This window comes from Pseudomonas sp. AS2.8 (genome assembly GCF_014190935.1).
GTDB lineage: Bacteria > Pseudomonadota > Gammaproteobacteria > Pseudomonadales > Pseudomonadaceae > Chryseomonas.
In genome coordinates this window covers 286,040-312,768 of record NZ_JACHVV010000003.1, presented here as the reverse complement: position 1 = coordinate 312,768, position 26,729 = coordinate 286,040, and the positions used below count along the sequence as shown (strand labels likewise).

The following is a 26,729-nucleotide window of genomic DNA, read 5'->3' as shown; positions in this document are numbered from 1 at the left end:
AGAATCGACCACTCGCTCCGTTCAAAAGGTCAAAGGTTACCATGGGTGCTCGTCGCTTCCTCTTCGCCGCGTTGCTGCTGGCCCCGCTGGTCCAGGCCGCGGAGCCGCTGCCACCGGGGGAAAAGCCCCTGCCTGACGAGATCAAGGTGATCCGCTACCAGGCCGGCGACCAGACCATCGAGGAGACGCGCATCCGCGGCGTGCTGCAATCCACCCGGGTCATCCCCAAGCATGGCGCGCCCTACGAGCTGGTGCCCGCCGATGGCAGCAGCACCGCGTCCAACGACAAACCGACCCTGCACGTCCCCAGCTGGCGCCTGTTCAGCTGGTAGGCGCAAGGCGCCTGGACCGGTAAACTGCGCGCCGCTCGCACATTCATCCGCCAGGCCCCGTCATGTCCGTCTTCACGCCCCTCGATCGTCCCACCCTCGAAGCCTTTCTCGCGCCCTATGGCCTGGGCCGGCTGCGGGATTTCCGGGGTATCGCCGAAGGGTCGGAAAACACCAACTACTTCATCAGCCTGGAAGGCGGCGAATTCGTCCTGACCCTGGTGGAGCGCGGTCCGGTGGCGGAGATGCCGTTCTTCATCGAGCTGCTCGACGTCCTCCACGACGCCGACCTGCCGGTGCCCTATGCGGTGCGCACCCAGGATGGCCAGGCCCTGCGCGAACTGGCCGGCAAGCCGGCGCTGCTGCAACCGCGCCTGGCCGGTCGCCACGAACGCGCGCCCAATCCCCACCACTGCGGCGAAGTCGGCCACCTGCTGGGCCATCTGCACCGGGCTACTGCGGGTGAAAAACGCATCGAGCGCGCCAGTGACCGTGGCCTGGCCTGGATGCTGGCCGAAGGCGAGCGCCTGGCGCCGACCCTGGACACGACCGCCCGGCCGTTGCTGGAGCGCACGCTTGGGGAAATCCGCAACCTGCTGGCCGAGCAGCCGCCGCTGCCCGAGGCCAATCTGCACGGCGACCTGTTCCGCGACAACGTGATGTTCGACGGCCCCCGGCTGTCGGGCGTCATCGACTTCTACAACGCCAGTTCCGGCTGGATGCTCTATGACCTCGCCATCACGGTGAACGACTGGTGCTCCACTGAGAGTGGCGCGCTGGACCTGCCGCGGGCCCGGGCGCTGCTGGCGGCCTATGCCGCCGACCGCCATTTCACGCCGCGCGAAGCCGAGTTGTGGCCGGTGCTCTTGCGGGTCGCCTGCGTACGCTTCTGGCTGTCACGGCTGATCGCCGCCCAGGCCTTCGCCGGCCAAGACGTGCTGATCCATGATCCGGCCGAATTCCAGCAGCGCCTGGCGGCGCGGCAGCAGACCCCGCTGGAATTACCGCTGACCCTGTAGTCCAGGGTTCCACGTGAAACCTCTGTACCGAGCTACAGCTGCAGGCGTCGCTCGAGGGCGGGCTGCGCCTGGCCCTGTCGCTGCCAACTCAGCCTTGCCTCGACCAGACTGCCCGGTGCGGCGCCCAGGCGCGTGGTGACCGGGCAACCATCCCCCCTCGCCTCGCCGGCCTGGCGGGTGCGGGCGACGCCGCCCGGTCCGTGCAATTCGATGATGAGTTCGTAGCGCAGGGGCGCGTCTTCGCCGGTAAAGCACAGCTGTACCTGAGCGCTCGCCGGTTGCGGCTGCAGCTTCAGAAGGGCGCTGGCCGTGGCGCCGCCCGCCAGGGGCAGCAGGGCCGCGAGCAGCCAGACGGCGCGCGTCACCGCTGGTTGATGGTGGCGCTGTTGCCGAAGCCGCTCTGCGAGATCTGCGCGCTGTCGTTGAAGCCGTTGAAGTTGGCCGAGGTCTGCAGGATGCTCGCGCGGTTGCTGTCGCCGACCTGGCTGACGCTGGCCGTGCTGATGGCGCTGGTGACGTCGAGGCGCGCCTCGTTGCCGTTGCCGGTCTGGACGATGCTGGTCTGGTTGCTGTCGCCCTGGACGGTGACGCTGGCCAGGTTGTCGTCGCCGGTGGAGCTGCCGCTGAAGCGGTTGCCGCGGCCGGCCTGGTCGACGTTCAAGGTGTTGCGATTGCCGTCCTGGGTAAAGGTCAGTTCATTGAACTTGCCGGAGGAGAGCACCGTGGCGGCATTGGCCTGGCCACGCTGGGTCAACTCCACGGTATCGACCGAGTAGCCCTGCTGGGTCAGGTCGATGCGGTTGTCGGTGCCGGACTGGGCGAGGGTGGCGGTCACGGCATCGCCGCTCTGGTCGACGCGCACCTGGTTGTTGTCGCCGTTCTGCTCCAGGGTCAACTGGGCGCTGGAGGCCGACTGGACCAGGGTGCCGCTGTTGCTGCCCACGGAGGTGATGGTGGCCTGGTTGCCGAAGCCGTCCTGGGCCAGGCTATGGACGTTGCTGCCGCCTTCCTGGCGCAGGCTCGCCACGTTGCCCTGGGCGTAGCCGTAGATATCGCCGCCCTGGGTGATGGTGGCGCTGCTGGCGCCGGTCTGGACCACGCTGATCGCGTTGCCTTCGCCCTGCAGCTGATAGAGCGACGCGCTGTTGCCGGGGCCGCTCTGGTCCAGGGTGATCGTGCCGCTGTTGCCGTCCTGCTGGACGGTGGCGGTGCTGTTCTGAGCGAGGGCGTTGGCCGCCACGAGGGCCAGCGTCAGGGCGGCCAGGGGCCTGAGTAGAAACATCTGTCTGATCTCCATGAGTGCCATCAGCGGTACTGACGTACCACCGTGTTCTGGTTGCTTCCGTACTGGACGATGCGGCTGGACAGGCCCGAGCCGTGCTGTTCGATGCGGGCGTTGCCCTGGACGCCGAGTTGCAGGATGTCGGCCTGGTTGCCGCTGCCGACCTGCTCGATGCGCGCGACATTGCCATAGCCACCCTGGAGGATGACCGCGCTCAGCTCCGTGCCGTCCTGCAGGATGCGGGCTTCCTGGGCGGCGCCGCTCTGGACGACCTGAGCGCGCAGCGCGGTGCCACGCTGGTCGATGAGCGCCTGGTTGCCTACGCCGACCTGGCGGATGGCGGCGTCGCGCCCGGCTGCGGGCGCCTGCCCCAGGTCGCCGGTCTCCATCAGATCAGCGGCCGAGGCCAGGGCATCCAGGCCGAGGGCAAGGGCAAGGACCATGGCCAGGCCGCGGGTTGGGCTGCGCATCTCTGTCACCGTCATTGCCTAAGATTCTCCGCCTGGCATTGTCCGGAGCCGCCTGGCCCATCGCTATCGCTCCAGGGAGCGAATCCCGCGGGGCCGGCGGCTTAATCCCTAGCGCCGAGTCGGCTCCAGATACTTGGTCAGCGCTGGATCGCGCGGATCGCGACCGTCGGCCACCAGCCACAGCCGCCGCTCCACGCCCTGGGCGACCAGATGGGCGACCGCCGCCTCGATGGCCGAGAGCACGCACAGCTGCGCCGGCTCGTTGGTGGTGTAGCCGGACTCGGCTTCGAGCAGCTTCTTGAATTCGATGAACTTGAAGACCCCGGCCTGTCGGCCGATGGAATAGATGGTCTTGGAGGTCATGACGTTGGCCAGCACCCGGCCGCTGCGGGTGTCGATGGCGCGCAGATTGACCGTCACCTGATCCACCCGGTACTCCTCGGACAGGCCGATGCCCAGGTAGCGCGCCCCTTCGCCGCCGCTGCGCACGTTGGTGTCGTAGGCCACCACGCCGCCTTCGAGCAGCAGGTTGGCCGCCTGCAGCGAGGGCAGCGCCTGCTGCAGATTCTCCGGCAGGTCCGGCTTGTTCTGGGTGGCGCGGATGATCTTGCGCTCGGTCAGCAGGTTCTGCAGGCCCTCGCGTTCGAGCACCACGAACCAGCCGCTGGCCTGCAGGGCGTCCACCAGCATGCTGCCGGCGCCCTGGGTGACGGCGGTGGAAAAGGAGCTGGCCGGATTGGGCTTGTACTGCCCGGTCTGGTCGCGGAAGCCGTAGACGGCGGCCACCAGCGGGCCCTTGGGCGGCGGCAGCGCCAGCAGGTCATAGTAGGTGGAGGCGCGCGGCGTCAGGGTCGGGGCGGCGTTCTGTTCGGCGGGCATGGGGTCGCGCACGCAGCCGGTCAGGACGAGGGCGGCGGTCAGGGCCGCCGCCAGGGAAAAGGCGTTCATGGCAGGCATCCGTGCTCAGGGTTGGTTGAAGCCGTTGACGGAGATTTCCGAAATCTCCCCGGTACCGCGGTCGGTAATCTGCACGGTCAGGTTGCCGGAATCGTCGACGATGTTGACGATGAACTGGTCGGTGGAGAGCGTGCCCGAGTTGCCGTCCTTGATATCGGTCAGCACCTGGGACAGCAGCCGCGATTCCAGCTGGCTGGTGAAGCGCTCGAGGGGCGACTGGCTGCTGGCGCTGCTGCGCAGGTCGGGATCCTTGTGGCGATCCTGGGCGGTGGCGTTGTTCAGCAGGTAGGTGCCGTTGAGCGGATTGCCACCAAAGGACGGATTCACCGGCGTGTAGACCAGCTCGGTCGCCATGGCCGGGGCGACGCCCAGGGTGCAGAGCAGGGGCAGGGCCTTCCAGGCGTGCGCGTTCATAACTCGTCCTTTTCCATGTCGAAAGTGTCCTGCAGCAGATTTTCCAGGCGGCGCCGGGTGATGCCCTCGTGGACCTGGTCCGCCGCGGCATAGGCGGCATCCTTGAGTTCGCTGTTGTTCGGCGGAATGAACTGGCGATAGAGCAGCCGCTGCTCGTACTCGACCCAGACCAGGCTGCCCCAGCGCGCCGAAGGCCGTTCGCGCACCACCAGGTTGAAGTCCAGATCGGTGGTGTCGGTCAGGCGGTCGGCGAAATGGCGATAGAAGTCGTGGCCGAAGCGGGAGATGGTGTTGTCCACCAGCAGTCCCTGGATCAGCTCGCCCTCGGCCCGCAGCGGTCCGGCCAGCAGCAGGCCGAGCAGCAGCCAGGCCGCCTTCATCCCGGCAGGTCCTGCCCGGCATGGAAGCGCAGCGCCGCCTCGGCGCGATTGGCCGCGCCGGTCTTGCGCAGCAGGTTGTGCATGTGGCTCTTGACCGTGTGGGTGCTCAGGCACAGCGCCTCGCCGATGGCGGCGTTGGACAGCCCGCGACCGACCAGCCGGAGGATCTCCCGCTCGCGCCGGGTCAGGCCGTCGGCGGCGATGCTGGGGCGCTCGCGGGAGCGCCGCAGCAGGTGGGCCAGGATGGCGCGGGGCAGCCAGTCCTCGCCGGCCAGCAGCGCGCCCAGCCCCTGCAGCAGCTGGTCGCGGCTGGCCTGGGGAGCGAACACGCCCTGGATGGCGGGAAAGCGCTCGACCCAGGGCAGGGCCTGTTCGAGGCTGGCGTTGAGAAAGGCCACGGTGACCGCCGGTGTCAGGCTTTCCAGCCAGCGCTCCAGCGGCGCCTCGGGCACGCTGCCGAGATCGACCAGCACCAGGCTGGCCTCGCTGGCCGCTTCCAGCTCGCGGGCGCAACTGAGCTCAATGCCGTGGCGTTCTTCCAGGAAGGGTTTGAGCAATTCCGCCAAGAGGACGTTTCCGGTCGTCAGGCGAACCTTGCTCGCAGGTATCGCGCGCATGTCCATATGGGCTGTCTCATCATCCGTTGCGCGAACGCTGAGACAAATCGCCGGGAGCGACAAGAAAAAACTGACCGATTTCCAGCGACTTACCGGCTCTGTGGACCGCTTGGCAGATTACCCGTCGACCAGCCGTCGGCGGCTAGCTCCAAAGACTTAGCTCTCTGGATTGAAGCGCAGGACCCGGCGCGCCGAATCCCGGAACGCCTGGGCCGAGGATCGCCGCTTCAGCGGGTGAGGGTGACCTTGCGCAGGTGGCGCGGCTGGTCCGGATCCTGGCCACGAGCCTCGGCTAGCAAGGCGGCCAGGCGATAGAAACTCTGGATCGCCAGCAGGCCGTCCAGGTCCGGATGCCCGGCGACGGCAAGGGGCAGGTCGCGCTCAGCGATCTCGTCCGGCGCGGCCAGCAGCACCCGCGCACCACGTCCGCGCAGGTCGCGCGCCAGTTGCAGCAGACCAGCCTGCTCGGGGCCGCGCAGGGCGAAGATCAGAAGCGGATAGCCGCGCTCCACCAGCGCCAGCGGACCGTGCTGCAATTCCGCGCCGCTGAAGGCCTCGCCCTGCAGCGCCGAGGTTTCCTTGAGCTTGAGCGCGGCCTCCTGGGCGATGGCGAAGCCCGGTCCGCGGCCGACTACCATGCAGCGCTCGGCGTCGCGCAGCACGGTCAGGGCTGGCGCCCAGCTGAGTTCGGCCGCCCGATCCAGGGCTTCCGGCAGGGCCGCGCCCGCCGCCAGCAGGGTCTCGTCCTGCTGCCAATGGGCGATCAGCCGGGCGGCGGCGGCCAGGGTGGCGATAAAGCTCTTGGTGGCGGCGACGCTGCGTTCGGGACCGGCCTGGACGCCGATGGCGTGGCGACAGGCCAGGGCCAAGGGCGAGTCGATCTCGTTGACCAAGGCCGCGGTGCGGGCGCCGTAGCGATCCAGGGCGGACAGCGTCTCGATCAGATCGGGACTGCGTCCGGACTGGGAAAAGCCCAGGGCGAGCTGGCCTTCGACGCGCAGCGGCGCCTGGCGCAGGGTCACCAGCGAAGGCGGCAGGGACAGCACCGGCAGCCCCAGGTGGGCCATGGCCAGGTAGGCGAAATAGCTGGCCGCATGGTCCGAGCTGCCACGCGCAACGGTCAGCGCCAGCTGCGGTGGGTTGGTCCTGAGGTCGTCGGCCAGGGCTGCCAGGGCCTGGTCGATGGTCGCCAGTTGGCGAGCGACCGCCGCGCCGCTGGCGGCGGCTTCTGCGAGCATGAGCGAGGTCAAGAGGGTCTCCTTGCGCGTACGCCTGTTGCACGACGTCTGAGCCCCGCACTCTGCCACTCCTGGGCAGGCGCGACCAGCCGACCTTGGTCAGTCCCCGTCGTCCGCCGCGCCGCCGGTGAATTGCAGGTCGTGCTTGCGCAGCTTGTCGGACAGCGTCTTGCGCGGCAGGCCGAGGGCTTCGGCCAGGCTGCGCAGGGAGGCGTGGGGCCGGGCCAGTTCGCGCTGGATGAGCTCGCGCTCGAAGGCCTCGACCTGCTCGCCCAGTCCGGCGGCGAGGGCTGCCGCGGCGGGCGCCGCCAGCACCGGGGCAGCGGCCACGGGCGGCGCCGCCATGGGCGCCAGGGGCGCATAGGCGCTATTGTCCAGCGCCAGCTCCAGCCCCAGGGCGAAGCGCTCGGCGGCGTTCTGCAATTCGCGTACGTTGCCCGGCCAGCTGTGGGCGATGAGGGCCGCGCGCTGCTCGGCATCGGGTTCGCGCAGCGGGGTGCCATGGCGCTGGGCGGCGGCCAGGACGAAGTGGCGGAACAGCGGCAGGATGTCTTCGCTGCGCTCGCGCAGGGCGGGAATGCGCAGGGTGGCGACATTGAGCCGGTAGTAGAGGTCGGCGCGGAAGCGGCCCTGGTCGGCGGCCTGGCGCAGGTCTTCCTTGGTGGCGGCGACCACCCGGATGTCCAGCGGGATCTGCTGGTTGGAGCCAAGTCGCTCGACCTTGCGCTCCTGCAGCAGGCGCAGCAGCTTGACCTGGACATCCAGGCTCATGCTCTCGATCTCGTCGAGAAAGAGGGTGCCGCCACTGGCGTATTCGAACTTGCCGATGCGTCTTTTCTGGGCGCCGGTGAAAGCGCCCTGTTCGTGGCCGAAGAGTTCGCTTTCCACCACGGATTCGGCCAGGGCCCCGGCGTTGATGGCAACGAAGGGGCCGTCGCGACGATTGGACAGGTCGTGCAGGGCGCGAGCCACCACCTCTTTGCCGGCACCGGTTTCGCCATGGATCAGCACATCGGCCTGGGTCGCGGCAAGGGCGCCGATCTGGTCGCGTAGCCGGGCCATGCCCGGAGTCTGGCCGATCAGCCGGGTCTGCAGTTCATGGCGCTCGGCGAGGGCCAGGCGCAGGCTGCGGTTTTCCAGCACCAGGTGGCGGGCGCCGAGGGCGCGGCGCACGCTGTCGATCAGGGCATCGTTGGCGAAGGGCTTTTCCAGGAAGTCATAGGCGCCGGCGCGCATGGCCTGCACCGCCAGGGGCACGTCGCCGTGACCGGTGATCAGCACCACCGGCAATTCGGCGTCACGCTGGTGCAGCTGGGCCAGCAGCTCCAGGCCGTCGATGCCGGGCATGCGGATGTCGCTGACCACCACGCCGGGCCAGTCGCGCACGGCCGCCAGCTCCAGCTCGCGGGCATCGGCCAGGGTCGTTACCTTGAAACCGGCCAGGTCCAGGGTCTGGCTCAGCGCCAGGCGCAGGTGGGCGTCGTCGTCGATCAGCAGGATCTGGCTGGCGGGATCGAAGGGGGGCAGGGCACTCATGACTAGGACCTAAGGTAGAGGGCTGACGGTCAACCGCGGACTTCTTCCTGGGGCACCGAGGCGACCCCCGGCTTGCCGTGCAGCAGATAAAGACGTACCTCGGCGCCACCGTCGCCATGGTTGGACAGGTGCAGGTGGCCACCGAGGGTCCGCAACAGGTTATCGCAGATCGCCAGGCCCAGGCCGAGGCCCTGGGCGGTGGCCTTGGTGGTGAAGAAGGGTTCGTGGGCACGGGCCAGGGCCTCGCTGGAAAAGCCCGGACCGTTGTCTCTCAGGATCAGCGTCACGCCGCGCTCGTCGATGCTGGTGGTCAGCCACAGCCGGCGGGTGCTGGTCTTTTCCGCCAGGGCGTCGAGGGCATTGCTCAGCAGGTTGCTGATGATCTGGCGCAGGCGGGTCTCGCCGGCCTGCACCCACAGCGGCGCATCGGGCAGGTCGCGGATCAGCTCCACCTGCATGGCCCGGCGCCGCGCGGCGACCAGCGCCAGGGCGTCTTCCAGGGCGCCCTGCAGCACCACGCTCTCCGGCGCGCGGCGGGCGCCGCGGGCATAAGCCTTGAGGTGGGCGATGATGTTGGCCATGCGCGTGGTCAGCTCGCCGATCAGCTTGAGATTGCCGCGGGCATCGTCCAGCCGGTCGTGGTCGAGCAGTACGACGGCGTTTTCCGTATAGCTGCGGATGGCCGCCAGCGGCTGATTGAGTTCGTGACTGATGCTGGCCGACATCGTCCCCAGCGCCGACAGCTTGCCGGCCTGCACGGCTTCGTCCTGGGCGCGCATGAGTTCGCGCTGGGCCTGCTCGCGGTCGTGCACCTCCTGCTGCAACCGCGCGTTGAGCGTCTGCAGGTCGCGGGTGCGCTCTTCCACGTTCAGCTCCAGATCCCGCTTGGCCCGGGCATCCAGCGCCAGGCGCTCGATGAAGTGGCGCCGTCTCAGGGTCATGACCACCAGCAGCAGCAGCAGCGCCAGCAGGGTCGCCGCGCCGACATAGAGGGCGCTGCGCACCTGGCGCTCGACCATCTCCCGCGGCGCCAGGATCTGCGCATTCCAGCCGACCTCGTCGAGATTACGGGTCTGGGTCAGCCAGTCGCCGGGCACCAGGGTCAGGGGCGCCGGATTGGTGGTGGGGTAGGGCCGGTTGGCGTTGACCTGCTCGCGCTGGCGCTCGTCCAGCGGATGGGTGGCGCGAAAGCGCCAGGCGTCATGGGAGGTGAGGATGACCACGCCCAGGTCATCGGTGACCAGCAGCTGCTCGGGTGCATTGCCCCAGAGCTTTTCCGCACTGTCCAGATCGACCTTGACCACCACCACGCCAATGGCGCGTGTGCCGTCGCGCACGGCGGCGGCGAAATAGTAGCCGCGCTTGCTGGAGGTAGTGCCGAGGCCGAAGAAGCGCCCCGGCTGGCCCTGCATGGCCGCCTTGTAATAGGGCCGGAAGGAGAAGTCGCGACCGACGAAGCTGTCCGCCTGGCGATAGTTGGAACTGGCCAGGCAGGTGCCGTCGTCCTGCATCAGGTAGATGACGTCCGCCCCGGTACGCTGGCGGATGTCTTCCAGCATCTGGCTGGCGGCGTCCTGCGCCGTGCGGTCGCCCTGGCCTTCCAGGGCATGGCGCAGCACCGGCAGGTCGCCCAGCAGGTCCGGCAGCACCTCGTAGCGCCGCAGCGTGCCCAGCAGGTTGGCGACATAGAGATCCAGGGTCTGGCCGTTCTGCTCGGCCAGTTGCGCCTCGTAATAGTGCTGGGCCGCATAGCGCAGCGGAATCAGCAGCAGCGTCAGACCCAGGGCGAGCAGCAGCAGGCTGCTCCAGCGGGGGCGCTTGGGAAGGTGAGGACTCTTGGGCATACGCGGCTACGATCAGGGGGGCGTCCCGGCATTATGCCCAAGCCAGGGCCCTGACGAAGGGGTCGCCAGACTGTTAACGCCTTGGCAGTCGACTGAAATATCTTGTTACCAATGGCCCTGGCTGTGGAAGAGGACACGGTTTTACCGGGCGAAAGGCGGCTAACTGAGGATGCAATCAGCCACCGAAGGAGTGACTTCCATGAAAAGCACCACCCTCTGCCTGACTCTCGCCGGCCTGCTGGCCACCTCCGCCGCCTTCGCCCAGACGGCGCCCGCCGATCCGGCAGCGCCACCTGCTGCCACCAGCAGCACCCCTGCCAAGACCGGCAAGCAGGCTACCACCCACCACAAGAAGGTGGCCCACAAGAAGGTCCACAAGGCCAGCACCAGCGGCAGCTGATCCGCGGTGCGGCACCTCCCCGCGGGGGAGGTGCCTAAAGAGGAGTGAATCCGTCCAGAGGAGTCCTCCCATGCGCACGTCCCCCTTGCTTGCCGCCCTGATCCTGGGCCTCAGCCTGTCCGGCGCCGCCCTGGCCCAGACCAGCCCGACCAATCCCCCGGCCACCCCCGCGCGGCCGGATCCCACCAGCACCCACGGTATGGAAAAGGCGCCCAGCACCGGCGTCGGCGCGGCCGATAACGGCTCCAGCAGCGGCTCGGGCAGCGATACCGGCACCGATCACGTGAAGAAGCCCAAGACCCAGCACAAGGATCACTGAGGCCTCCCGCCCATTCCCCCGGGGAATGATCCAATGAGCAAAGATCGCTTGAGCAGCCTGCGCGGGCATGTCGAAATCGGCTTCTAGCCTGAGCCAGGAGCCGCTCCCATGACCGCCGCGTCGCTGCTTTCCCCGGATCTGATCCGCACCCGCTTTTCCCAGGCCATGTCGGCGATGTACCGCCAGGAGGTACCCCAGTACGGCACCCTGCTGGAACTGGTCGCCGCGGTGAACGCCGGACAACCGGGCTTCGCCGGGGACTCCGCGGAGCGCCTGGATCTGGAGCGCCATGGCGCCATTCGCGTCGGCACGGCCGCCGAGCTGGCCACCCTGCGCCGCCTGTTCGCCGTGATGGGCATGCAGCCGGTCGGCTACTACGACCTCAGCGTGGCCGGGGTACCGGTGCACTCCACCGCCTTCCGCCCGGTAGAGCCGGCGGCCCTGCAGAGCAATCCCTTCCGCGTCTTCACCTCGCTGCTGCGCCTGGAGCTGATCGAAGACGCCGAGCTGCGCCAGCTGGCCGAAGGGGTGCTGAACGCGCGCCGCATCTTCACCCCGGGCGCACTGGAACTGATCGAGCGCGCCGAAGCCCAGGGCGGCCTGACGGATGCCGAGGCTGATGCCTTCGTCCAGGAAGCCCTGGAGACCTTTCGCTGGCACCGCGAGGCCAATGTCGACGCCAGCCTCTATCAGCGCCTGCACGCTGCCCACCGGCTGATCGCCGACGTGGTCTGCTTCAAGGGGCCACACATCAACCACCTGACACCGCGCACCCTCGACATCGACGCCGTCCAGGCGCAGATGCCCGCCTGCGGCATCGCGCCCAAGGAAACCATCGAGGGGCCGCCTCGCCGTCAGTGCCCCATCCTGCTGCGCCAGACCAGCTTCAAGGCCCTGGAAGAACCCATCCTGTTCCAGGGCGAGGTCCAGGGTTCACACACGGCGCGCTTCGGCGAGATCGAACAGCGCGGCATCGCCCTCACACCGGCCGGTCGCCAGCGCTACGACGAACTGCTGCAGGAGGTCCGCCAGCGCAGCAAGGCGGCCGGCAGTGACTACGCAACGGTATTGGCCGAGGTGTTCCAGGCGCTGCCCGACAACTGGGACGAGCTGCGCCGCCAGGGTCTGGCCTGGTTCCGCTATCGCGCTGCGCCCGGCAGCCAGGCAGCTAGCGACACCCGCGAGCCCGAGGCCCTGATCGCCGCCGGCCAGCTCCTCGCCGATCCCATCACCTATGAGGACTTCCTGCCAGTCAGCGCCGCGGGCATCTTCCAGTCCAACCTGGGTGCCGGTAGCCAGCAGGAATACCAGAGCGGCGGCAATCGCGCGGCCTTCGAAGCCGCTCTGGGTACGCCGGTGCTCGACGAGATGGCGCTGTACGAACGCCAGCAGCAGGACTCCCTGGACGCCGCCCTGGCTGCCCTCGGCCGCCCCGCCTAGAATGGCGGCTCCCGCGTCGGCGGCCCCCGGCCCCGACGCCCGCCCCCGGCAGGCAGCCACGATGTTCACCAAACTTGATCCGACCGACTGGCAGCTCATCCACCTGCTGCAACAGAACGCCCGCGCCTCTAACGCCACCTTAGCCCGCCAGCTGGGCCTGGCGCGCACCACCGTGGTCACCCGCCTGGCGCGCCTGGAGCGTGATGGCATCATCCAGGGCTACGGCCTGCGCCTGGGCTCAGAACTAGAGCAGGCCGCCGTGCGCGCCTACTGCGCCATCAGCGTCCTGCCGCGCAGCACCGCTGGCGTCATCCGCGCGCTGGAAAAGATGGTCGAGGTCGAGGAAGTCTCCTCGGTCAGCGGCCAGTTCGACTATCTGGCCTTCCTGCGCTGCACCACCCACGAAAAGCTCGACGAGCTGCTCGACCGCATCGGTAACCTTGAAGGGGTTAAGCAGACCCAGACGTCGATCATCCTGAACCGGAAGATCGATCGGCGTTTGGGTGCTTGATAGCCGGCCTTCTTGAAGCTTACCGGAAGTACCTTTACTGCTTGTTTAAAAGCCGCCACCTGCGTTTAACCATGCCTGTTCGTCCGGAGTGTTGAGCCGGCCTAGGACATAATTTCGGTGCGGAAAACGACCGAAGCGAGCGATCACCTCCAGATGAGCCTCTGCATAGCGCCGGTAGTGCTCGATCCCCAGTGCCTCGAAAAGTATGAGCGAGTGCCGCTGATCGTCCAGCGCCTCGGAGTGCTCGAAGGGCAGATAGAAGAAGGCGCGCAGTTCGGCTTCGATCTGCTGATCCAGCCCGGCGTCGATGGCCTGTCGCGCGTGTTGCAGAGCCAGGCCATCGGTGGCGAAGGCGTGGCCGCTGTGGCGGAAGATATTGCGCGGGATCTGATCAAGCAGCAGACACAAGGCCAGAGCGCCTTCGGCGCTGGCAACCCAGCCGTCCAGCTCACCGCGACTGGCGGCCAGGTGCGTGGCCTCGAAACGCGAGCGGCACTCGGCGTCGAAGGCAGGACCGCCGTTGAACCACAGGCGTTGGCCGGCGGCACGCCAAAAGGAGACGACCTCGACTGGATTCATCTTGCACTCCTTGTCTAATCGGACTCTACGTGGAACCCCTCAGCCCCGCCCTACATAGGGCATCTTGGTCGCCATCACCGTCAGGGTCTGGACGTTGGCGTCCAGCGGCAGGCTGGCCATGTAGCGAACGGCATCGGCGACGTGCCGGACGTCCATGCGCGGCTCCACCGCGGTGCTGCCGTCGGCCTGGAGTACGCCATTGGCCATACGCTCGGTCATCTCGGTGGCGGCGTTGCCGATGTCGATTTGGCCGCAGGCGATGTCGAAGGCGCGGCCGTCCAGGGCCAGGGCCTTGGTCAGCCCGGCCACGGCATGCTTGGTGGCGGTGTAGGGCGCGCTGAAGGGCCTGGGCGTGTGCGCCGAGATGGAGCCGTTGTTGATGATGCGCCCGCCACGGGGCGACTGCGCGCGCATCAGAGCGAAGGCCGCGCGGCTGCAGAGAAAGACGCCGGTGAGGTTGGTGTTGACCGCCCGGTGCCAGGCGTCCAGTTCCAGCTCGTCGATGGGCACCGCCGGGGCGCCGACGCCAGCGTTGTTGAACAACAGGTCCAGGCGGCCGTAGGTCTCGCGGATGCGGGCGAACAGCGCCTCAACGCTGGCGGCATCGGTGACGTCGCAGGGTACCGCCAGGGCTTCGCCGCCCTGTTGCCGGGCTTCTTCGGCGAGGGCCTCCAGGGGTTCGGCGCGGCGAGCGGCGAAGACCACGCGGAAGCCGTCCTGCAGCAGACCGAGGGCGACGGCGCGGCCGATGCCCTGGGAGGCACCGGTGACGAGGGCGATGGGGCGGGCGGTGGTCATGGGCGGTCCTTGGACGGGGGAGGAGCTTCCAAGGCTAGCAGGTAGGGAGGGGTGGTGGGCGGCCCTCACCCTGGCCCTCTCCCGCAGGGAGAGGGGGTGGCTACGGTGTGTTGGGGAGGTAGGTGGCCCCTGGTAGCTCCTGTCGGCTCAGCGCAGCTTGAAGTCGGTCGCCACCAGGATCGCTTGGCCGGAGGGCCGCGCGCGCAGGCGGTCGAGGTAGGCGGCGAAGCGGGGCCAGGTCGTCTGCCAGTGTAGGTCGGGCAGGGGCTCCAGGTAGTCGAGCATGGGCGCCAGCAGGGCGTCGGGTAGGCTGAAGTCGGCGCCGCAGAGAAAGCTCTGGTCGCCCAACTGGCGATTGAGCACGGCCAGGGTCGCGTGGACGTCGGCCAGGGCGCGCTGCTCTTCCTCTGGCGTGCGGAAGGGCTCGGGTCGTGGCCCGGCGACGCGCAGCAGATAGCGGCGGACCAGGCGGGTATCCACGGTGGTGAGCAGGGCGCTGCTCCAGGCGTCCTGCTCCAGGTTGCCGCCGCGCTCCGGCGAGAGCCGACGATCGAGATGCCGGCAGATGGCGAGGGTCTCGAAGATTCGTAGCTCGCCATCGAACAGCACCGGCACCTGGCCGAAGGGGTGCAGCGCCAGATGGGCTTCGCTGCGCCAGGCGATCGCCTGGCCGTCAGGGGCGAGGCCACAGGGTAGCTCCAGGCCCTGTTCGAGGGCATGGAGGCGCACGCTGCGCACCAGGGTGCTGAAGGCAGGACCGAAGAGATAGGGCGTCATGCTGCAGGCTCCTTGCAAAGAAGGCTGCATGCTGGCAAAGGAGACCTTATGTTCAAGAACATAATCTGGAGTAGCCATGGCCTGGCCCCTTGATCAGCGCGAGCAGACCCGCCAGCGCATCCTCGACAGCGCTGCCCGCCTGTTCGCCCTTCGCGGCTTCGATGCGGTCGGCCTCGATGACCTGATGGCCGATGCCGGTCTCACCCGCGGCGCCTTCTATCACCACTTCCGCACCAAGACCGAGGTCTATGACCAGGCCATCGCCCATGCCGCGCGGGTCGGCAGTGCCCGGCTCGACGGTCTCGGTAGCGAAGGCCTCGGGCGACTGGTCGAGCATTACCTGAGTCGCGAGCATGCCCAGGGCGAAGCGCTGCGCTGTCCGCTGGCCTTTCTGGCGGCCGACGTCACCCACCGGGAGGCCGCCATCCGGGGCAGCTACACCCGCTTCTTCGCGCGCTTCGTCATCCGGCTGGAGCAGGACCTGTCAGGGCCGCCAGCGCAGCGGCGCGCCCGGGCGCTGCAACTGGCCACCACCCTGATCGGCGGCGTGGCCCTAGCGCGGGCGCTGGATGACGAGGGACTGGCCGAGGAATTGCTGGCGGCCTGTCGCCAGGGGGCTCAGGGACTACTGGAAGAGGGCGGCGATTTGGCAGCGGCGGTCGGCTAGGCGACACTGGCGGCTCCTTCGTCCGCCGGAGTCATCCATGCAGATTCGCCCCCTCGAAGCCGCCGATTTCGCTCAGGTCTGGCCGCTGATCCAGCAGGTCGCCCAGGCCCGGGAGACCTACGCCTACGACCCGGACATGACCCGCGACGAGGCCTGGCGCCTTTGGGTGGAGCTACCGCGGGTGACCTTTGTCGCCGAGCGCGACGGTCAGCTGCTCGGCAGCTACTACCTCAAGGCCAATGCCATGGGGCCAGGCGATCACGTCTGCAATTGCGGCTACATGGTCGCCCCCGCCGCTCGCGGCCAGGGCGTGGCCGGCGCCCTCTGCGAGCACTCCCTGCAGGTGGCTCGCGAACTGGGCTTCCAGGCCATGCAGTTCAACTCGGTGGTGGCCAGCAACCAGGTGGCGGTGCGGCTTTGGCAGAAACACGGCTTCGAGATCGTCGGCACCCTGCCCAGGGCCTATCGCCACGCCAGCCTGGGGCTGGTGGATTGCCATGTGATGTATCGCTGGCTGGCGGACTAGCGCCACTCGCTCAACACCGCCTGCAGCGAGGCCGGCAGCATGGGGCCGTGGCCCAGACCAGCGAGCACCTCGTAACGCACCTGGATGCCGGGGAGCTGGCGGAGGCGATCGGCCAGGCGCCGGGTGGCGTCGGCGGGAACCTCGCTCTGGAAGTGCGCGGGCAGTTCGCGTTCGGCGCCGCCCTGCAGCAGCACCAGGCGGGCCGGATGAGCCTGGAAGCGTTCCTTCAGTTGCTCATCGTCTTGCGGCAGCACGGTGGGACTCCACCACAGCGAGGGGCTCACGGCGTAGCCCTGGGCGAAGGCGTCCGGGCGGGTGAGCAGGGCGTGGAGGACGAACAGCCCGCCCAGGGAATGGCCCCAGAGCGCGCGCTGGTCGCGATCCAGGGGCAGTTTCCGGGCCACCGCCGGTTCCAGGCGCTCCAGCAGCCAGGCGAGAAAGACGTCGGCGCCGCCGGTGGCCATCTCGCGAAAGCGCTCGCTGGTGGGGGCCGAGGGCGTGTAGTCATAGGCCCGCCCGGGGCCGTCGATACGCTTGCCGCCCGTGTAACCCACCGCCACCAGCACGGGCGGATGGGGCCGCTTGGCCAGGGTGTCGAGCAACTCGGCGTTCAGTCCGCCCAGGGCGGCGTTGCCGTCGAGCAGATAGAGCACCGGATAGCCGGCGGCCGGCGCCGGGGTGGCGGGTCGGGCGATCCACACCTGGTAATGGCGGGCGCCGTCGGTGGAATCCAGCTGGATTTCGCTGAAGGCATAGCCGTGGCCCGGCTGCTGGAGCACCTGGGCGTCCATGGGCTGGTCGATGGGGCGCGCCTGGCCCGGCATGGCCAAGGCCAGCAGCAGCGGCAGGGCCAGCCAGGTGCAGCGTGGGGGACGGCGAGAGGAGAGCGGCGACAGAGGCATCGGCGAACAAGACTCATTTCCAGTGGAGCGGTCGAGCCTACCGATCTCTGCCCCCGGTCGCCATACTGGCGGGGATTTCCGCTGCCCAGGACGCCCCATGCATCACCCGCATCTGCTGTTCGATCTCGATGGCACCCTCACCGATTCGCGCCTGGGCATCACCCGGGCGATCCAAGTGGCGCTGCGCGCTGAGGGGATCGAGGAGCCGGACTTGCGCAGGTTGGAGGTCTTTATTGGTCCGCCGCTGCTGCAGAGTTTCATGACCCACTACGGTTTCGACGAGGCGCGGGCCTGGCGCGCGGTAGAGGCTTACCGGGTGTATTTCCGCGCCACTGGTCTCTATGAGAACGAGGTCTATACGGGCATCCGCGAGTTGCTGGCCGCGCTGCAGGCGGCTGGGCGGCAGCTCTACCTGGTGACGGCCAAGCCGCGGGTATTCGCCGTGGAGATCCTCAGGCACTTCGCCCTGACGGAGTTCTTCATCGCCCTGCATGGCAGCGAGCTGGACGGCACCCGTACCGACAAGACCGAACTGCTGCGTTTCGTGCTGGACAGCGAAGGCCTGGCGCCGGAGACCTGCCTGATGCTGGGTGACCGCGAGCACGACCTGATCGCCGCCCGGGCCAACGGCGTGGCGGCGGTGGCCCTGGGGTATGGCTTCGGCAGCCGGGAAGAGCTGGAGCGCCACCGCCCGGCCTTTCACTTCCACAGCGTGGCGGCCCTGCGCCAGGGCTTCGGCCTCTAGCAGGGCGCTCCGACCTGCGCGACGGTGGCCGGCAGGTCGTGGGGCGCGACGGGGATCAGCCGCAGGTGGCGGTCTGCACCACCAGGCTGGCGCTGGTGGTGATGGTCAGGCGCTGGGAATTGAAGTCCATGGTCATGGGGTCCTGCGGACGGACCACGCGGACGACCTGGGCACCGGCGCGCTGCCGGCCTTCTTCGGCCAGGGCCGGGGAGAGGGCCTTGCCGACCAGATCCTGGACCGCATCGGAGTTGCACCGGCCACTGCTGCTGACGGCGCCGCTCGGGGCCGAGGAGGCCGCCGCCGGGCTGCTCTGGGGTTCGTGCGAGCCGCAACCGGCCAGCAGGGTGAAGAGCGCGGCGCCAGCCAGCAGGAGGGGAGTCTTGGAGCTCATGAGTTCGCCTTTTCGATCGTGAGAGAAGGAACCTTAACCCGTACGGGCCTCCTGATGGACCCCTCAAGAGCGGGCATTGTTACAAAGCGCGATACAGAAGACGTTGGGAGAGCGGGTTGACCCATCGTCCTGCCGGGAGAAAGTTAATAAATATAACGTTCGGTAATCGGCCAGATTCGGCCCGGATGGCTTGATCCATTTCTGCCATCGACCATCATCGAACCAGGGCCAACCGCCCACCCCCGGTGACGACAACAACAACAAAGGGACACCCGCCATGTCAGCTCGCTATCCAACCACCCTCCCGCCTGACCGCTACCCGATCCGCTCCCGCTAGGCCCTGATCCGCGCCCCCGCGGCGCCTTCCGCTTCCTCAGTCAGGACGGTCATCTCATGTCTTTTTCGCGCTCGCTTCCGGCCAGCGCACGGGCTCGCTCGTGCCTCGCCTTTACCACTCTCGCCGCCCTACTCGCCAGCCAGGGTGCCCTGGCCGCGCCTTCCAACACCCTGGAAAGCGCCCGGCCCAAGCCGCTCAATAACCTGGAGACGGCGCGTCCCCTGCCGCCCGGACCGCCGCGCTGGGCGGAGGACTATCGCTTCCTCGACGATCCGCAAAAACGCACCGATCCCTTCGACAGGCTGCGCTACCAGCGCCTTGGCGACTCGGCCTGGCTGCAGACCGGCGGCGAGGCGCGCTATCGCTTCGATACCATCCGCAATCCGGTCTTTGGCCGGCGCGGGGTGGATACCGATCACTACATCCAGCAGCGCCTGCAGCTGCACGCCGACCTGCACCTGTTCGACGATGCCGTGCGCGCCTTCGTCCAGCTGGAAAACACCCGCGCCTGGAACAAGGCGCTCTATGGTCCCTACGACCAGAGTCGCACCGAATTGCACCAGGCCTTCATCGACCTCAGCACGCCGCTGGCCGGTGGCAAGCTGATGACCCGCATCGGTCGCCAGGAGCTGGGCTACGGCAACCAGGCCTTCGTCACCTACCGCGATGCGCGCAACATCCGCCTCAACTTCGACGGCCTGCGCCTGGCCTGGACCCGTCCGGACGGCTACCGGCTGGACGCCTTCGGCCTGCGGCCCGTGGTGACCGGCGAGGACAGCTTCGACGACGGCTCCAACAACGCGGTCAAGTTCTATGGCCTCTACGGCACCCTGCCGCTGGCCGGGCCGCTCAAGCTGGATGTCTACGGCTTCGGCCTGGAGACCGACCAGCGCACCCTGGCTGGCCTGACCGGCGCGGAAAAGCGCTACACCGCCGGCGTCCGCCTGTTCGGCAACGCCGGTCCCTGGGACTGGAGCTGGGACCTGGCCGGGCAGGGCGGGCAGCTAGCCGGCGCCCGGATCCGCGCCTGGGGCCTGAGCAGCGAAACCGGCTATCGCCTGGGCGGCGCCTGGAAACCGCGGCTGGCCTTGCGGGTGGACGCCGCCAGCGGCGATCACGGCCCGGGCGACGACCGCGTCGGCACCTTCGATCCGCTCTATCCGAAGAACGGCTTCTATGGCGACTCCGGGCTCACCACCCTGGCCAACCTCTATCTGGTCGGGCCACTGCTGACCCTGGCGCCGCGACCGACCCTGCAGCTGGAAAGCGGACTGTTCGGCGTCTGGCGGCAGAGTACCGAGGACGGCGTCTACGTGCCGGGCATGACCATCGTGCCGGGTACCACGGCCAGCTCGGCGCGCAAGGCCGGTACCCTCTGGCGCAACAACCTGCGCTGGATGCCCACCGCCAACCTGACCCTGGACCTGGAATACAGCTACTTCCAGGCCGGCGCCGCCGTGCGCCAGGCCGATGGCGACGACACCAGCTTCCTGATGGTCGCCACCACCTTCCGCTTCTGAGGAGTCCACCATGCGCCTGCTCTCGACCGCCCCGCCCGGGGCCCGCCTGACCCTGCTGCTGTGCTTCATCGTCGCCCTGCTGGAGGGCATGGACCTCCAGGCCATGGGTATCGCCGCCCCGGCCATGGCCAAGGCCTTTGGCTTCCAGCCGGGGCAGATGGGCCTGGTGTTCAGCGCCAGTATCCTCGGCCTGCTGCCCGGCGCCTTCATCGGCGGCTGGTGCGCCGATCGCATCGGCCGCAAGAAGGTGCTGATCGCCTGCGTGCTGATCTTCGGGGTCTTCTCGGTGGCCACCGCCCATGTCTGGAGTCTGGAGAGCCTGCTGCTGGCGCGGCTGCTCACCGGCATCGGCCTGGGCGGCGCCCTGCCCAACCTGATCGCGCTGTCCGCCGAATCGGTAGATGAGCGCGCCCGCGCCACGGCGGTCAGCCTGATGTATTGCGGCGTGCCCCTGGGTGGCGCCCTGGCGGCGGTGGTGGGACTGCTGGACGTCGGCCGCTGGCAGACGGTGTTCTATGTCGGCGGCCTGGCGCCCTTGCTGGTGGCGCCGCTGCTCGGGCGCTACCTGGCGGAGACCGCCGGCTTTCTGCGCAAGCGAGGCGGAACGCAAGCGGGCGGTCCGCGCGGGGCCTGGCTCGGCGCCATCCCGCTGTCGACCACCCTTCTGCTGTGGCTGGGCTACTTCTTCACCCTCACGGTGATGTACATGCTGCTCAACTGGCTGCCGTCGCTGCTGGTGGGCCAGGGCTTCAGCCGCGGCCAGGCGGTGGGGGTGCAGATCCTCTTCAACCTGGGCGGCGGCATCGGCTCGGTGCTGTTCGGCCTGCTCATGGATCGCTGGCGGCCGCGGCTGACGGTGCTGGCCATCTACCTGGGCATCCTGCTCGGTCTGGCCGGGCTGGGTCTGGCCAAGGCCTATCCGCTGGTCGCCCTGGCCGGCTTCGCCGCCGGGCTGTTCGTGGTCGGCGGCCAACTGGTGCTCTATGCCCTGGCGCCGCAGCTCTATCCGGCGGCGGTGCGGGCGACCGGGACCGGCGCGGCGGTGGCGGTCGGACGCCTGGGCGCCATGGCCGGACCGCTGCTGGCGGGCCAGGTCCTGGTCCTGGGCGGAGGCGCGGCGACCCTGGTGGTGGCCACCACCCCGGCGGTGCTGGTGGCCGCGGGTGCGGTGCTGGCCCTGCTGCAACGGCGGGCGCCGGCGCCGGCGACTGCCGCCCACGCGGAGGCGCCTGGGCATGCGTAGCCTGCTGCTCGTCACCCTGCTGACGCTGACTGGCCTGGCCCGGGCGGCCACGGCGGATGGCGATCCGGCCACCGCGACGCCACCGCCGCTGCAGCTCGAACCCCTGGCGCGCTTCGAGGTGGCCCTCGACGCCCCGGTCTGGGAGTTGGGCCATACCAGTGACCTGGGCAAGCGGCGCATCATCCCCATAACCGGCGGCCGCTTCGACGGCCAGCGCCTGCATGGACGGATCCTCGACAACGGCGCCGACTGGCAGGTTGTGACCGCCGATGGCCTGGCCATCATCGATACCCGCTATCTGCTGCAGACCGACGATGGCGCCCTGATCTATTTGCAGACCAAGGGCTATCGCTACGGCCCGCCGGAGGTGATGCGCGAGCTGGCCGCCGGCAAGCCGGTGGATCCCCGGCGCTATTTCTTTCGCGTCACCCTGACCTTCGAGACCGCCGCGCCGGCCTATGCCTGGCTCAACCGCGCCCTAGGCGTGGGCAGCGCCATGCGCCTGGGCAAGGCGGTGGTCTACGACGCCTATCTGCTGCAATAGAGGAGTACCCGATGCCCACCGGAATAAGTGCGCTCTACGACGATGTCCTGTTGCTGGATGGCGTGCGTACGCCCTGGACCGACCTGAATTGCGCCCTGGGGCAGGTATCGCCCACCGACCTGGGCATCGCCGTGGCGCGGGCGCTGCTGGCACGCGGGCATGAAGCCGGGACGGTGGACTCCGTGCTGGCCGGCTCGGTGGCCCAGGCCAGCTTCGATGCCTATTTGCTGCCACGCCATATCGGCCTCTATGCCGGGGTGCCCGAGGCGGTGCCGGCGCTGCAGGTGCAAAGAGTCTGCGGCACGGGCCTGGAGCTGCTGCGTCAGGCCGGCGATCAGTTGCAGAGCGGCCAGGCCAGCCGGGTGCTGTGCGTGGCGGCCGAGTCCATGACCCGCAATCCCATCGCCGCCTATACCCACCGCAGCGGCTTTCGCCTCGGCGCGCCGGTGGAATTCCACGACTTTCTCTGGGAGGCGCTCAAGGACCCGGCGGCCGGACTGGACATGATCGCCACCGCCGAGCGCCTGGCGCAGCGCCATGGCATCGCTCGCGAGGCGGTGGATGCCTGGGCGCTACGGAGTTTCGAGCGCGCCCTGGCGGCCCGGCGCCAGGGCTGGTTCGCTGAAGAGATCGTGCCGGTGGCGGCGGCGCGTTTCGAAGCTGAGGACCTGGCGCCACGGGAGTTGCGTCTGCCGCGGGGCTGCGCGCCGGTCGAGCATGATAGCCATCCGCGGGAGACCTCGCGGGAGGCCTTGGCGCGGCTGACGCCGGTGCATCCGGGCGGGGTCCAGACCGCTGGCAACAGCTGCGCGGTGGCCGACGGCGCCGCCGCCGTGCTGCTGGCACGGGGCGTAGATGCCACGCCGGACCAGGCGCTGGCCTGGGTGCGGGGCAGTTGCGTGGTGGGGGTGCCACCCGACGTCATGGGCATCGGTCCGGTACCGGCCATCAAGGGCCTGCTCGACCGCGCCGGCCTCACGCTGGAGGCTATCGACCGCCTGGAGATCAACGAAGCCCAGGGCGCCCAGCTGCTGGCGGTGCAGCAGGCCCTGGAGCTGGATCCGGCGCGACTCAATGTGCATGGCGGTGCCATCGCCCTAGGGCATCCGCTGGCGGCCACCGGCCTGCGCCTGGCGATTACCCTGGCGCGTCAGCTGCGCGCCGAGGGGCTTAGGTACGGGGTGGCGGCGGTGTGCATTGGCGGTGGGCAGGGGATGGCGGTGCTGCTGGAGAATCCGGGGTGGCGGAAGCGTTAGGGGATGAGGCTGGGTGTGTTGGGCCTCGCTGCGCTCAGCCCAACCTACGAAGCCTCCGCCGGCGGCACGACCAGCGGCGGGAAATGGATGGCCACGCGCAGGCCGTGGCCGTCGCTGGCGGTCGCCAGTTCGATGCCGGCGTCGTGGGCAGTGGCGATGTCGCGGACGATGGCCAGGCCCAGGCCGGTGCCGTGGATGCCGCTGTCGAGGCGATAGAAGCGCTCGAAGATGCGCTCGCGCTCCGCCTCGGGAATGCCCGGGCCGTCGTCTTCCACCTCCAGCACCGTGGCCCCGGCCTGGCCGCGCAGGCGGACCGTGACCTGACCGCCGCGCGGGGTGTATCTGAGGGAGTTGTCGACCAGGTTGTCGAGCAGGTCGCGCAGCTGGAAGGCGTTGCCCTGCACGGTCTGTGGCTCCAATTCATAGCCCAGGTCGATGCCGTGGCCATCGGCCTGGGACAACTGGCTGGGCATGGCTTCGCCGATCAGTTCGTCCAGTCGCAGGGGCTCGCGCGGCGGACTCTCCAGCCGTGCGGTGGCGGCGCGGGCCAGGGTCAGCAACTGGTTGGTCTGGCGGGTCATGCGCTCGGTGGCGGCCTGGAGTTGCGCCAGCGCCGCGGCGCTTTCGGCATCGCCGGCATGGCGCTGGCGCAGCCACTGGGTCAGGGTGCTGATGCCGGCCAGCGGGGTGCGCAACTGGTGGGCCATGTCGTCGAGAAAGGCGCGCTGGTTGCGTGCGCCCTCGCGGATGCGCAGCAGCAGGCCGTTGAGCGCGGTGACGAAGGTGCCCAGTTCGCGGGGCGCCCCCTCTTCGCGCAGCGGTGCCAGGTCATCGTAGTGGCGGCTGTCGAGCTGACGCTCCAGCCGCTCCAGGGGCTTGAGGCCGCGGCGCACCGCCCAGAGCAGCTGGGCGGCGATCAGTAGGGCGACCAGGATCTGCACCGCCACCAGGGTCAGCACCATGCGCTGCAGGGCGGCGGTGTGGCGACTCAGGGTCTGGGCCACGCTGGCCACCACCGGTTGCCCGGCCACCACGCCCAGGCGGCCGACCATGAACACCGAGCGGTCGTTGATACGGGTGCGCAGGGCGGTGGTATGACCGTCGCGCATCTCGTCGGTGATCTCCTGGACCGGCATGGCGGCATCGCCGAACAGCAGCTGGCCGTCGAGGCTGCGGACCGCCAGCCAGACGTGGTCGTGGCTGTTGTGGCGCAGCAGGTAGTCGGCTTCCGTCGGTAGCCACAGGCGGCCGTTGCCGTCCACCTCCAGCTGTTCGAGCAACAGGATCGCCGCGTCGGTGAGATCGCCGTCCAAGGCGCTGAAGGCCGGTTTGCGGGCGAACTGGTAGCTGACCACGGCGCCGCCGAGGTTGACCAGCAGCACCGGCAGCACCAGCCATTTCAGCAGCCGCCGGCGCAGGCTGGGCGCGGTGGCGGTCATGGCGCGGCTTCTTCCAGGCGATAGCCGAAGCCGCGCACGGTACGGATGCCGACCCCGGAGTCGGCCAGTTTCAGCCGTAGCCGTGAGACATAGACCTCCACGGCGTTGTGGGTCAGGTCTTCGCTGCCCCAGGGCGCCAGGGCGTCGATGATCTGCTGCTTGGAGACCACCTTGCCGGCCTGGCGCAAGAGGTGTTCGAGCACCGCCCACTCGCGGGCCGAGAGATCCAGCGCGGTGTCGCCAAGGCGCGCCTGGTGGGCGGCGGTGTCCAGACGCAGGGCGCCGAGGGTCAGATCGGCGCTGTTCTGGCCACCGGCGCGACGGACCAGCGCCTTGATCCGTGCCACCAGTTCGGGAACGGCGAAGGGCTTGACCAGGTAGTCGTCGGCGCCCACTTCGAAGCCGTGCACCCGGTCGTCGATGGCGTCACGGGCGGTGAGCAGCAGCACCGGCTGGTCACTGCCACGCTGGCGCAGGCGGCGGACCACCTCGAAGCCGTCCAGGCCACCGGGCAGGCCGATGTCTAGCACCACCACGGCGAAGCGGGTGGTGCGCAGCCAGGCGTCGGCCTCGGCGCCGTTGCGCAGGAGGTCGACCTGCATGCCATGGCCTTCCAGGACGCGGCGGATGCCGTCGGCCAGGGTGGCGTCATCTTCGACCAGCAGGATGTGCATGGGTGATCCTCGGATTCAACGCGATTCGGTCGCCGTACGACCGATTATGCACAGGCGCTCAGCGGGGCAGGGTGCAGAAATCACCCAGCGCCCGCACCAGGGCCAGGCGGTGGAGGTCATCGGGGCGCGCGGCGGCGAGGTAGGCGGCGAGGGCGCGATCCAGTTGCGCCGGGCAATCCGCGGCTGCGCGCAGTTCGCCGGTGGCGGCGAGACCGCCGAGCAGCCTGGCCTGGAGTTCGTTCAGCTGGCTCCTGAGCGCCGACAGATCCGTCGTCTTGGCGGGCAACGGCTGTTCGTTGCGCCGCCAGGCCTGCAGCAGGCCGTATTGCACCAGCTTGTTGGCTTCCATCTGGGCGGCGAAAAAGGTCTGGGCGGTGGCCGGGGAGACAGCGGCTGCGGGCGCGGTCTGAGCGACGTCCTGCAGCACCTGGCGTTCGCGGGCTTCGTCCAGCACCGGCTTGCCGCTGTCGTGCTTGCTACGGGCCACCCCATCGGCCAGCGTCAGGCGCTGGGCCATGGCGTCCAGCAGGGCCGGCAGCGGCGCCGGCGCGGCCTGGGCGCCGAGGGCGATACTCAAGAGCGGAAGGGCGAGCCAGCGAACACCCGACATGAGGGACCTCCAGGGCAGGGGAAAGGGCACCGAAGCTCGCACGGGGCCGCGGGGCGGTCAAGATGGCCGGGGCAGGGCGGTTGTGCGGGAGTGGGGTAGTGGGGGCGGCCCTCACCCCAGCCCTCTCCCAAGGGGAGAGGGGGCGGAGGGAGCGTTTGGCATAGGGTAGAAAACCGCAGCGCGTTTTCCACGCGGGTGCCGTCGTGGATGAGGCTGCGCCGTCATCCACCCTACGGGACCGATCGCAGGCGGTAGGTTCTGGCGGAGCGCGTGAGATTCGTAGGTTGGGTTGAGACGGCTCCATCGTCGAAGCCCAACACGGCGGAGTCGAGCCTATGCCGGTGGCTTCGCGCGGAGCGGCTCCCTCATCCCAGCCCTCTCCCGAGGGAGAGGAGACTACGCCTCCTGCGCCGCCCGGACCTCGGCGGTCAGGGCCTGGAGGCGGGCGTCGAGGGCGGTCAGGGCGCCGGCGTCGGCGGCGGTGTCCAGGCTCAGGCGCAGGGCGGCCAGCACCAGCAGCTCGGTGGCGTCACCGCGGCGGCGGTCGCCCTGGATGGCGACCAGTTCGTCGCGCAGGCGGGCGGCGGCCTGTTGCAGGGCGGCGCGGTCGCCTTCGGCCACCTTGAAGCGGTAGCGGCGACCGAGCACCTCCACCTCGTCGTCGGCGCCCGCGTTGGCGGTCTTCACTCGACGCTGGCCGTGTGGCGCTGCTCGGCATCGGCGGCTACCGCCTGCTCAACCGACTGCGCGGACAGCAGGGCCAGCAGGCCTTCCACGCGCTGGCGGGTGCTGGCGCCGTGTTCTTCCTGCTCCAGCAGGCTCAGTTGCAGGGTGTCGTTTTCCTCGCGCGCGGCCAGCAGGGCCTGCTCCAGTTCCTGGGTGCGGGCGGTCAGGCGCTGGTTGCGCTGCAGCAGGTCGCGGATGGCGGTTTCCAGTTCGCTCAGGGTGTTGTCCAGCATGGGCGC

The 26,729-nt window shown here is 69.1% G+C and carries 33 protein-coding genes; 13 read left to right on the top strand and 20 right to left on the bottom strand.

Annotation, left to right across the window (positions count from 1 at the left end):
• Positions 1-41: 41 nt before the first annotated feature.
• Positions 42-332, top strand: coding sequence for a DUF2782 domain-containing protein (locus FHR73_RS13840; protein WP_017641593.1), 291 nt, complete (start codon positions 42-44; stop codon positions 330-332).
• Positions 333-394: 62 nt separating this feature from the next.
• Entirely contained in the window at positions 395-1,348 is a 954-nt protein-coding gene (locus FHR73_RS13835) for a homoserine kinase (protein WP_017641594.1), read from the top strand.
• A 32-nt stretch (positions 1,349-1,380) separates the two neighbouring features.
• Here FHR73_RS13835 and FHR73_RS13830 read toward each other — a convergent pair whose 3' ends face one another.
• From FHR73_RS13830 to FHR73_RS13785, 10 genes are all read right to left on the bottom strand, one after another.
• A complete protein-coding gene (locus tag FHR73_RS13830; RefSeq protein WP_183632012.1) occupies positions 1,381-1,713 on the bottom strand; it encodes a hypothetical protein in 333 nt (110 codons plus the stop codon).
• Entirely contained in the window at positions 1,710-2,630 is a 921-nt protein-coding gene (locus FHR73_RS13825; RefSeq protein WP_157225840.1) for a hypothetical protein, read from the bottom strand. Before FHR73_RS13825 ends, FHR73_RS13830 begins: the two co-directional genes overlap by 4 nt.
• 23 nt (positions 2,631-2,653) lie before the next feature.
• Complete coding sequence (locus FHR73_RS13820; protein WP_017641597.1) at positions 2,654-3,100, bottom strand: hypothetical protein; 447 nt, start codon at positions 3,098-3,100, stop codon at positions 2,654-2,656.
• Positions 3,101-3,208: 108 nt separating this feature from the next.
• On the bottom strand, positions 3,209-4,048 hold the full coding sequence (locus FHR73_RS13815; protein ID WP_017641598.1) for a CsgG/HfaB family protein: 840 nt from the start codon (positions 4,046-4,048) through the stop codon (positions 3,209-3,211).
• 15 nt (positions 4,049-4,063) lie between these two features.
• A complete protein-coding gene (locus FHR73_RS13810) occupies positions 4,064-4,471 on the bottom strand; it encodes a curli assembly protein CsgF (protein WP_027597322.1) in 408 nt (135 codons plus the stop codon).
• Positions 4,468-4,851, bottom strand: coding sequence for a curli production assembly/transport protein CsgE (gene csgE / locus FHR73_RS13805; protein ID WP_183632010.1), 384 nt, complete (start codon positions 4,849-4,851; stop codon positions 4,468-4,470). Before csgE ends, FHR73_RS13810 begins: the two co-directional genes overlap by 4 nt.
• Positions 4,848-5,417, bottom strand: a complete 570-nt coding sequence (locus tag FHR73_RS13800) for a response regulator transcription factor (RefSeq protein WP_260175705.1) — start codon at positions 5,415-5,417, stop codon at positions 4,848-4,850. The genes csgE and FHR73_RS13800 overlap by 4 nt, the downstream gene beginning before the upstream one ends.
• 278 nt (positions 5,418-5,695) lie before the next feature.
• Positions 5,696-6,706: an SIS domain-containing protein gene (locus FHR73_RS13795; RefSeq protein WP_260175724.1), complete on the bottom strand. Its 1,011-nt coding sequence runs from the start codon at positions 6,704-6,706 to the stop codon at positions 5,696-5,698.
• Between the two features lie 99 nt (positions 6,707-6,805).
• Positions 6,806-8,242, bottom strand: coding sequence for a sigma-54 dependent transcriptional regulator (locus tag FHR73_RS13790; protein WP_183631998.1), 1,437 nt, complete (start codon positions 8,240-8,242; stop codon positions 6,806-6,808).
• 29 nt (positions 8,243-8,271) lie between these two features.
• The gene (locus FHR73_RS13785; protein ID WP_183631997.1) at positions 8,272-10,086 is read right to left on the bottom strand and encodes an ATP-binding protein; all 1,815 of its coding nucleotides are present in this window, start codon (positions 10,084-10,086) and stop codon (positions 8,272-8,274) included.
• A gap of 199 nt (positions 10,087-10,285) precedes the next feature.
• Here FHR73_RS13785 and FHR73_RS13780 point away from each other — a divergent pair, with 199 nt between their 5' ends.
• From FHR73_RS13780 to FHR73_RS13765, 4 genes are all read left to right on the top strand, one after another.
• Positions 10,286-10,486, top strand: coding sequence for a hypothetical protein (locus tag FHR73_RS13780; protein WP_183631996.1), 201 nt, complete (start codon positions 10,286-10,288; stop codon positions 10,484-10,486).
• A gap of 70 nt (positions 10,487-10,556) precedes the next feature.
• A complete protein-coding gene (locus FHR73_RS13775) occupies positions 10,557-10,805 on the top strand; it encodes a hypothetical protein (RefSeq protein WP_183631995.1) in 249 nt (82 codons plus the stop codon).
• Positions 10,806-10,913: 108 nt separating this feature from the next.
• On the top strand, positions 10,914-12,245 hold the full coding sequence (locus FHR73_RS13770) for a VOC family protein (protein WP_183631994.1): 1,332 nt from the start codon (positions 10,914-10,916) through the stop codon (positions 12,243-12,245).
• Positions 12,246-12,306: 61 nt separating this feature from the next.
• Positions 12,307-12,756: an Lrp/AsnC family transcriptional regulator gene (locus tag FHR73_RS13765; protein ID WP_042135142.1), complete on the top strand. Its 450-nt coding sequence runs from the start codon at positions 12,307-12,309 to the stop codon at positions 12,754-12,756.
• 45 nt (positions 12,757-12,801) lie between these two features.
• On the opposite strand, the gene FHR73_RS13760 is transcribed toward FHR73_RS13765, so the two are convergent.
• The 3 genes from FHR73_RS13760 to FHR73_RS13750 form a co-directional block, all read right to left on the bottom strand.
• The gene (locus FHR73_RS13760; protein ID WP_183631993.1) at positions 12,802-13,335 is read right to left on the bottom strand and encodes a DUF924 family protein; all 534 of its coding nucleotides are present in this window, start codon (positions 13,333-13,335) and stop codon (positions 12,802-12,804) included.
• A gap of 39 nt (positions 13,336-13,374) precedes the next feature.
• Positions 13,375-14,133 (bottom strand): SDR family oxidoreductase, encoded by a 759-nt coding sequence (locus FHR73_RS13755; RefSeq protein ID WP_183631992.1) that lies wholly within the window; start codon positions 14,131-14,133, stop codon positions 13,375-13,377.
• 147 nt (positions 14,134-14,280) lie between these two features.
• Positions 14,281-14,910 carry a glutathione S-transferase family protein gene (locus FHR73_RS13750; protein ID WP_260175704.1) on the bottom strand — a complete coding sequence of 210 codons (630 nt, stop codon included), beginning with the start codon at positions 14,908-14,910 and terminating at the stop codon, positions 14,281-14,283.
• A gap of 76 nt (positions 14,911-14,986) precedes the next feature.
• Here FHR73_RS13750 and FHR73_RS13745 point away from each other — a divergent pair, with 76 nt between their 5' ends.
• A complete protein-coding gene (locus FHR73_RS13745; RefSeq protein WP_183631990.1) occupies positions 14,987-15,577 on the top strand; it encodes a TetR/AcrR family transcriptional regulator in 591 nt (196 codons plus the stop codon).
• Between the two features lie 37 nt (positions 15,578-15,614).
• Complete coding sequence (locus FHR73_RS13740; RefSeq protein WP_183631988.1) at positions 15,615-16,103, top strand: GNAT family N-acetyltransferase; 489 nt, start codon at positions 15,615-15,617, stop codon at positions 16,101-16,103.
• On the opposite strand, the gene FHR73_RS13735 is transcribed toward FHR73_RS13740, so the two are convergent.
• Positions 16,100-17,005 (bottom strand): alpha/beta hydrolase, encoded by a 906-nt coding sequence (locus tag FHR73_RS13735; protein WP_183631986.1) that lies wholly within the window; start codon positions 17,003-17,005, stop codon positions 16,100-16,102. The two genes, FHR73_RS13740 and FHR73_RS13735, sit on opposite strands and share 4 nt — an antisense overlap.
• Positions 17,006-17,102: 97 nt before the next feature.
• On the opposite strand from FHR73_RS13735, the gene FHR73_RS13730 reads away from it, so the two are divergent.
• Entirely contained in the window at positions 17,103-17,750 is a 648-nt protein-coding gene (locus FHR73_RS13730; RefSeq protein ID WP_183631984.1) for an HAD hydrolase-like protein, read from the top strand.
• A 55-nt stretch (positions 17,751-17,805) separates the two neighbouring features.
• Here the strand turns inward: FHR73_RS13730 and FHR73_RS13725 are convergent, their stop codons facing one another.
• Complete coding sequence (locus tag FHR73_RS13725; protein ID WP_183631982.1) at positions 17,806-18,141, bottom strand: I78 family peptidase inhibitor; 336 nt, start codon at positions 18,139-18,141, stop codon at positions 17,806-17,808.
• A gap of 393 nt (positions 18,142-18,534) precedes the next feature.
• Here FHR73_RS13725 and FHR73_RS13720 point away from each other — a divergent pair, with 393 nt between their 5' ends.
• Genes FHR73_RS13720 through FHR73_RS13705 form a run of 4 tightly spaced genes read left to right on the top strand, consistent with a single transcriptional unit; the run spans position 18,535 to position 23,041 of the window.
• Positions 18,535-19,998, top strand: a complete 1,464-nt coding sequence (locus tag FHR73_RS13720) for an alginate export family protein (protein WP_183631980.1) — start codon at positions 18,535-18,537, stop codon at positions 19,996-19,998.
• Between the two features lie 10 nt (positions 19,999-20,008).
• Positions 20,009-21,241 carry a 3-(3-hydroxy-phenyl)propionate transporter MhpT gene (mhpT, locus tag FHR73_RS13715; RefSeq protein WP_183631978.1) on the top strand — a complete coding sequence of 411 codons (1,233 nt, stop codon included), beginning with the start codon at positions 20,009-20,011 and terminating at the stop codon, positions 21,239-21,241.
• On the top strand, positions 21,234-21,785 hold the full coding sequence (locus tag FHR73_RS13710) for a DUF3237 domain-containing protein (RefSeq protein ID WP_183631976.1): 552 nt from the start codon (positions 21,234-21,236) through the stop codon (positions 21,783-21,785). Before mhpT ends, FHR73_RS13710 begins: the two co-directional genes overlap by 8 nt.
• A gap of 11 nt (positions 21,786-21,796) precedes the next feature.
• Positions 21,797-23,041, top strand: a complete 1,245-nt coding sequence (locus tag FHR73_RS13705) for a thiolase family protein (RefSeq protein ID WP_183631974.1) — start codon at positions 21,797-21,799, stop codon at positions 23,039-23,041.
• Between the two features lie 44 nt (positions 23,042-23,085).
• Here the strand turns inward: FHR73_RS13705 and FHR73_RS13700 are convergent, their stop codons facing one another.
• The 5 genes from FHR73_RS13700 to FHR73_RS13680 all read right to left on the bottom strand — a co-directional run bounded on the left by FHR73_RS13700 (position 23,086) and on the right by FHR73_RS13680 (position 26,723).
• Entirely contained in the window at positions 23,086-24,480 is a 1,395-nt protein-coding gene (locus tag FHR73_RS13700; RefSeq protein WP_183631972.1) for a sensor histidine kinase, read from the bottom strand.
• Positions 24,477-25,154: a response regulator transcription factor gene (locus FHR73_RS13695; protein ID WP_007160283.1), complete on the bottom strand. Its 678-nt coding sequence runs from the start codon at positions 25,152-25,154 to the stop codon at positions 24,477-24,479. Before FHR73_RS13695 ends, FHR73_RS13700 begins: the two co-directional genes overlap by 4 nt.
• Before the next feature lie 58 nt (positions 25,155-25,212).
• The gene (locus tag FHR73_RS13690) at positions 25,213-25,764 is read right to left on the bottom strand and encodes a chorismate mutase (RefSeq protein WP_183631970.1); all 552 of its coding nucleotides are present in this window, start codon (positions 25,762-25,764) and stop codon (positions 25,213-25,215) included.
• A 396-nt stretch (positions 25,765-26,160) separates the two neighbouring features.
• Positions 26,161-26,451, bottom strand: coding sequence for a cell division protein ZapA (gene zapA / locus FHR73_RS13685; protein ID WP_160922095.1), 291 nt, complete (start codon positions 26,449-26,451; stop codon positions 26,161-26,163).
• Entirely contained in the window at positions 26,448-26,723 is a 276-nt protein-coding gene (locus FHR73_RS13680) for a hypothetical protein (protein WP_183631968.1), read from the bottom strand. Before FHR73_RS13680 ends, zapA begins: the two co-directional genes overlap by 4 nt.
• Positions 26,724-26,729: the final 6 nt, after the last annotated feature.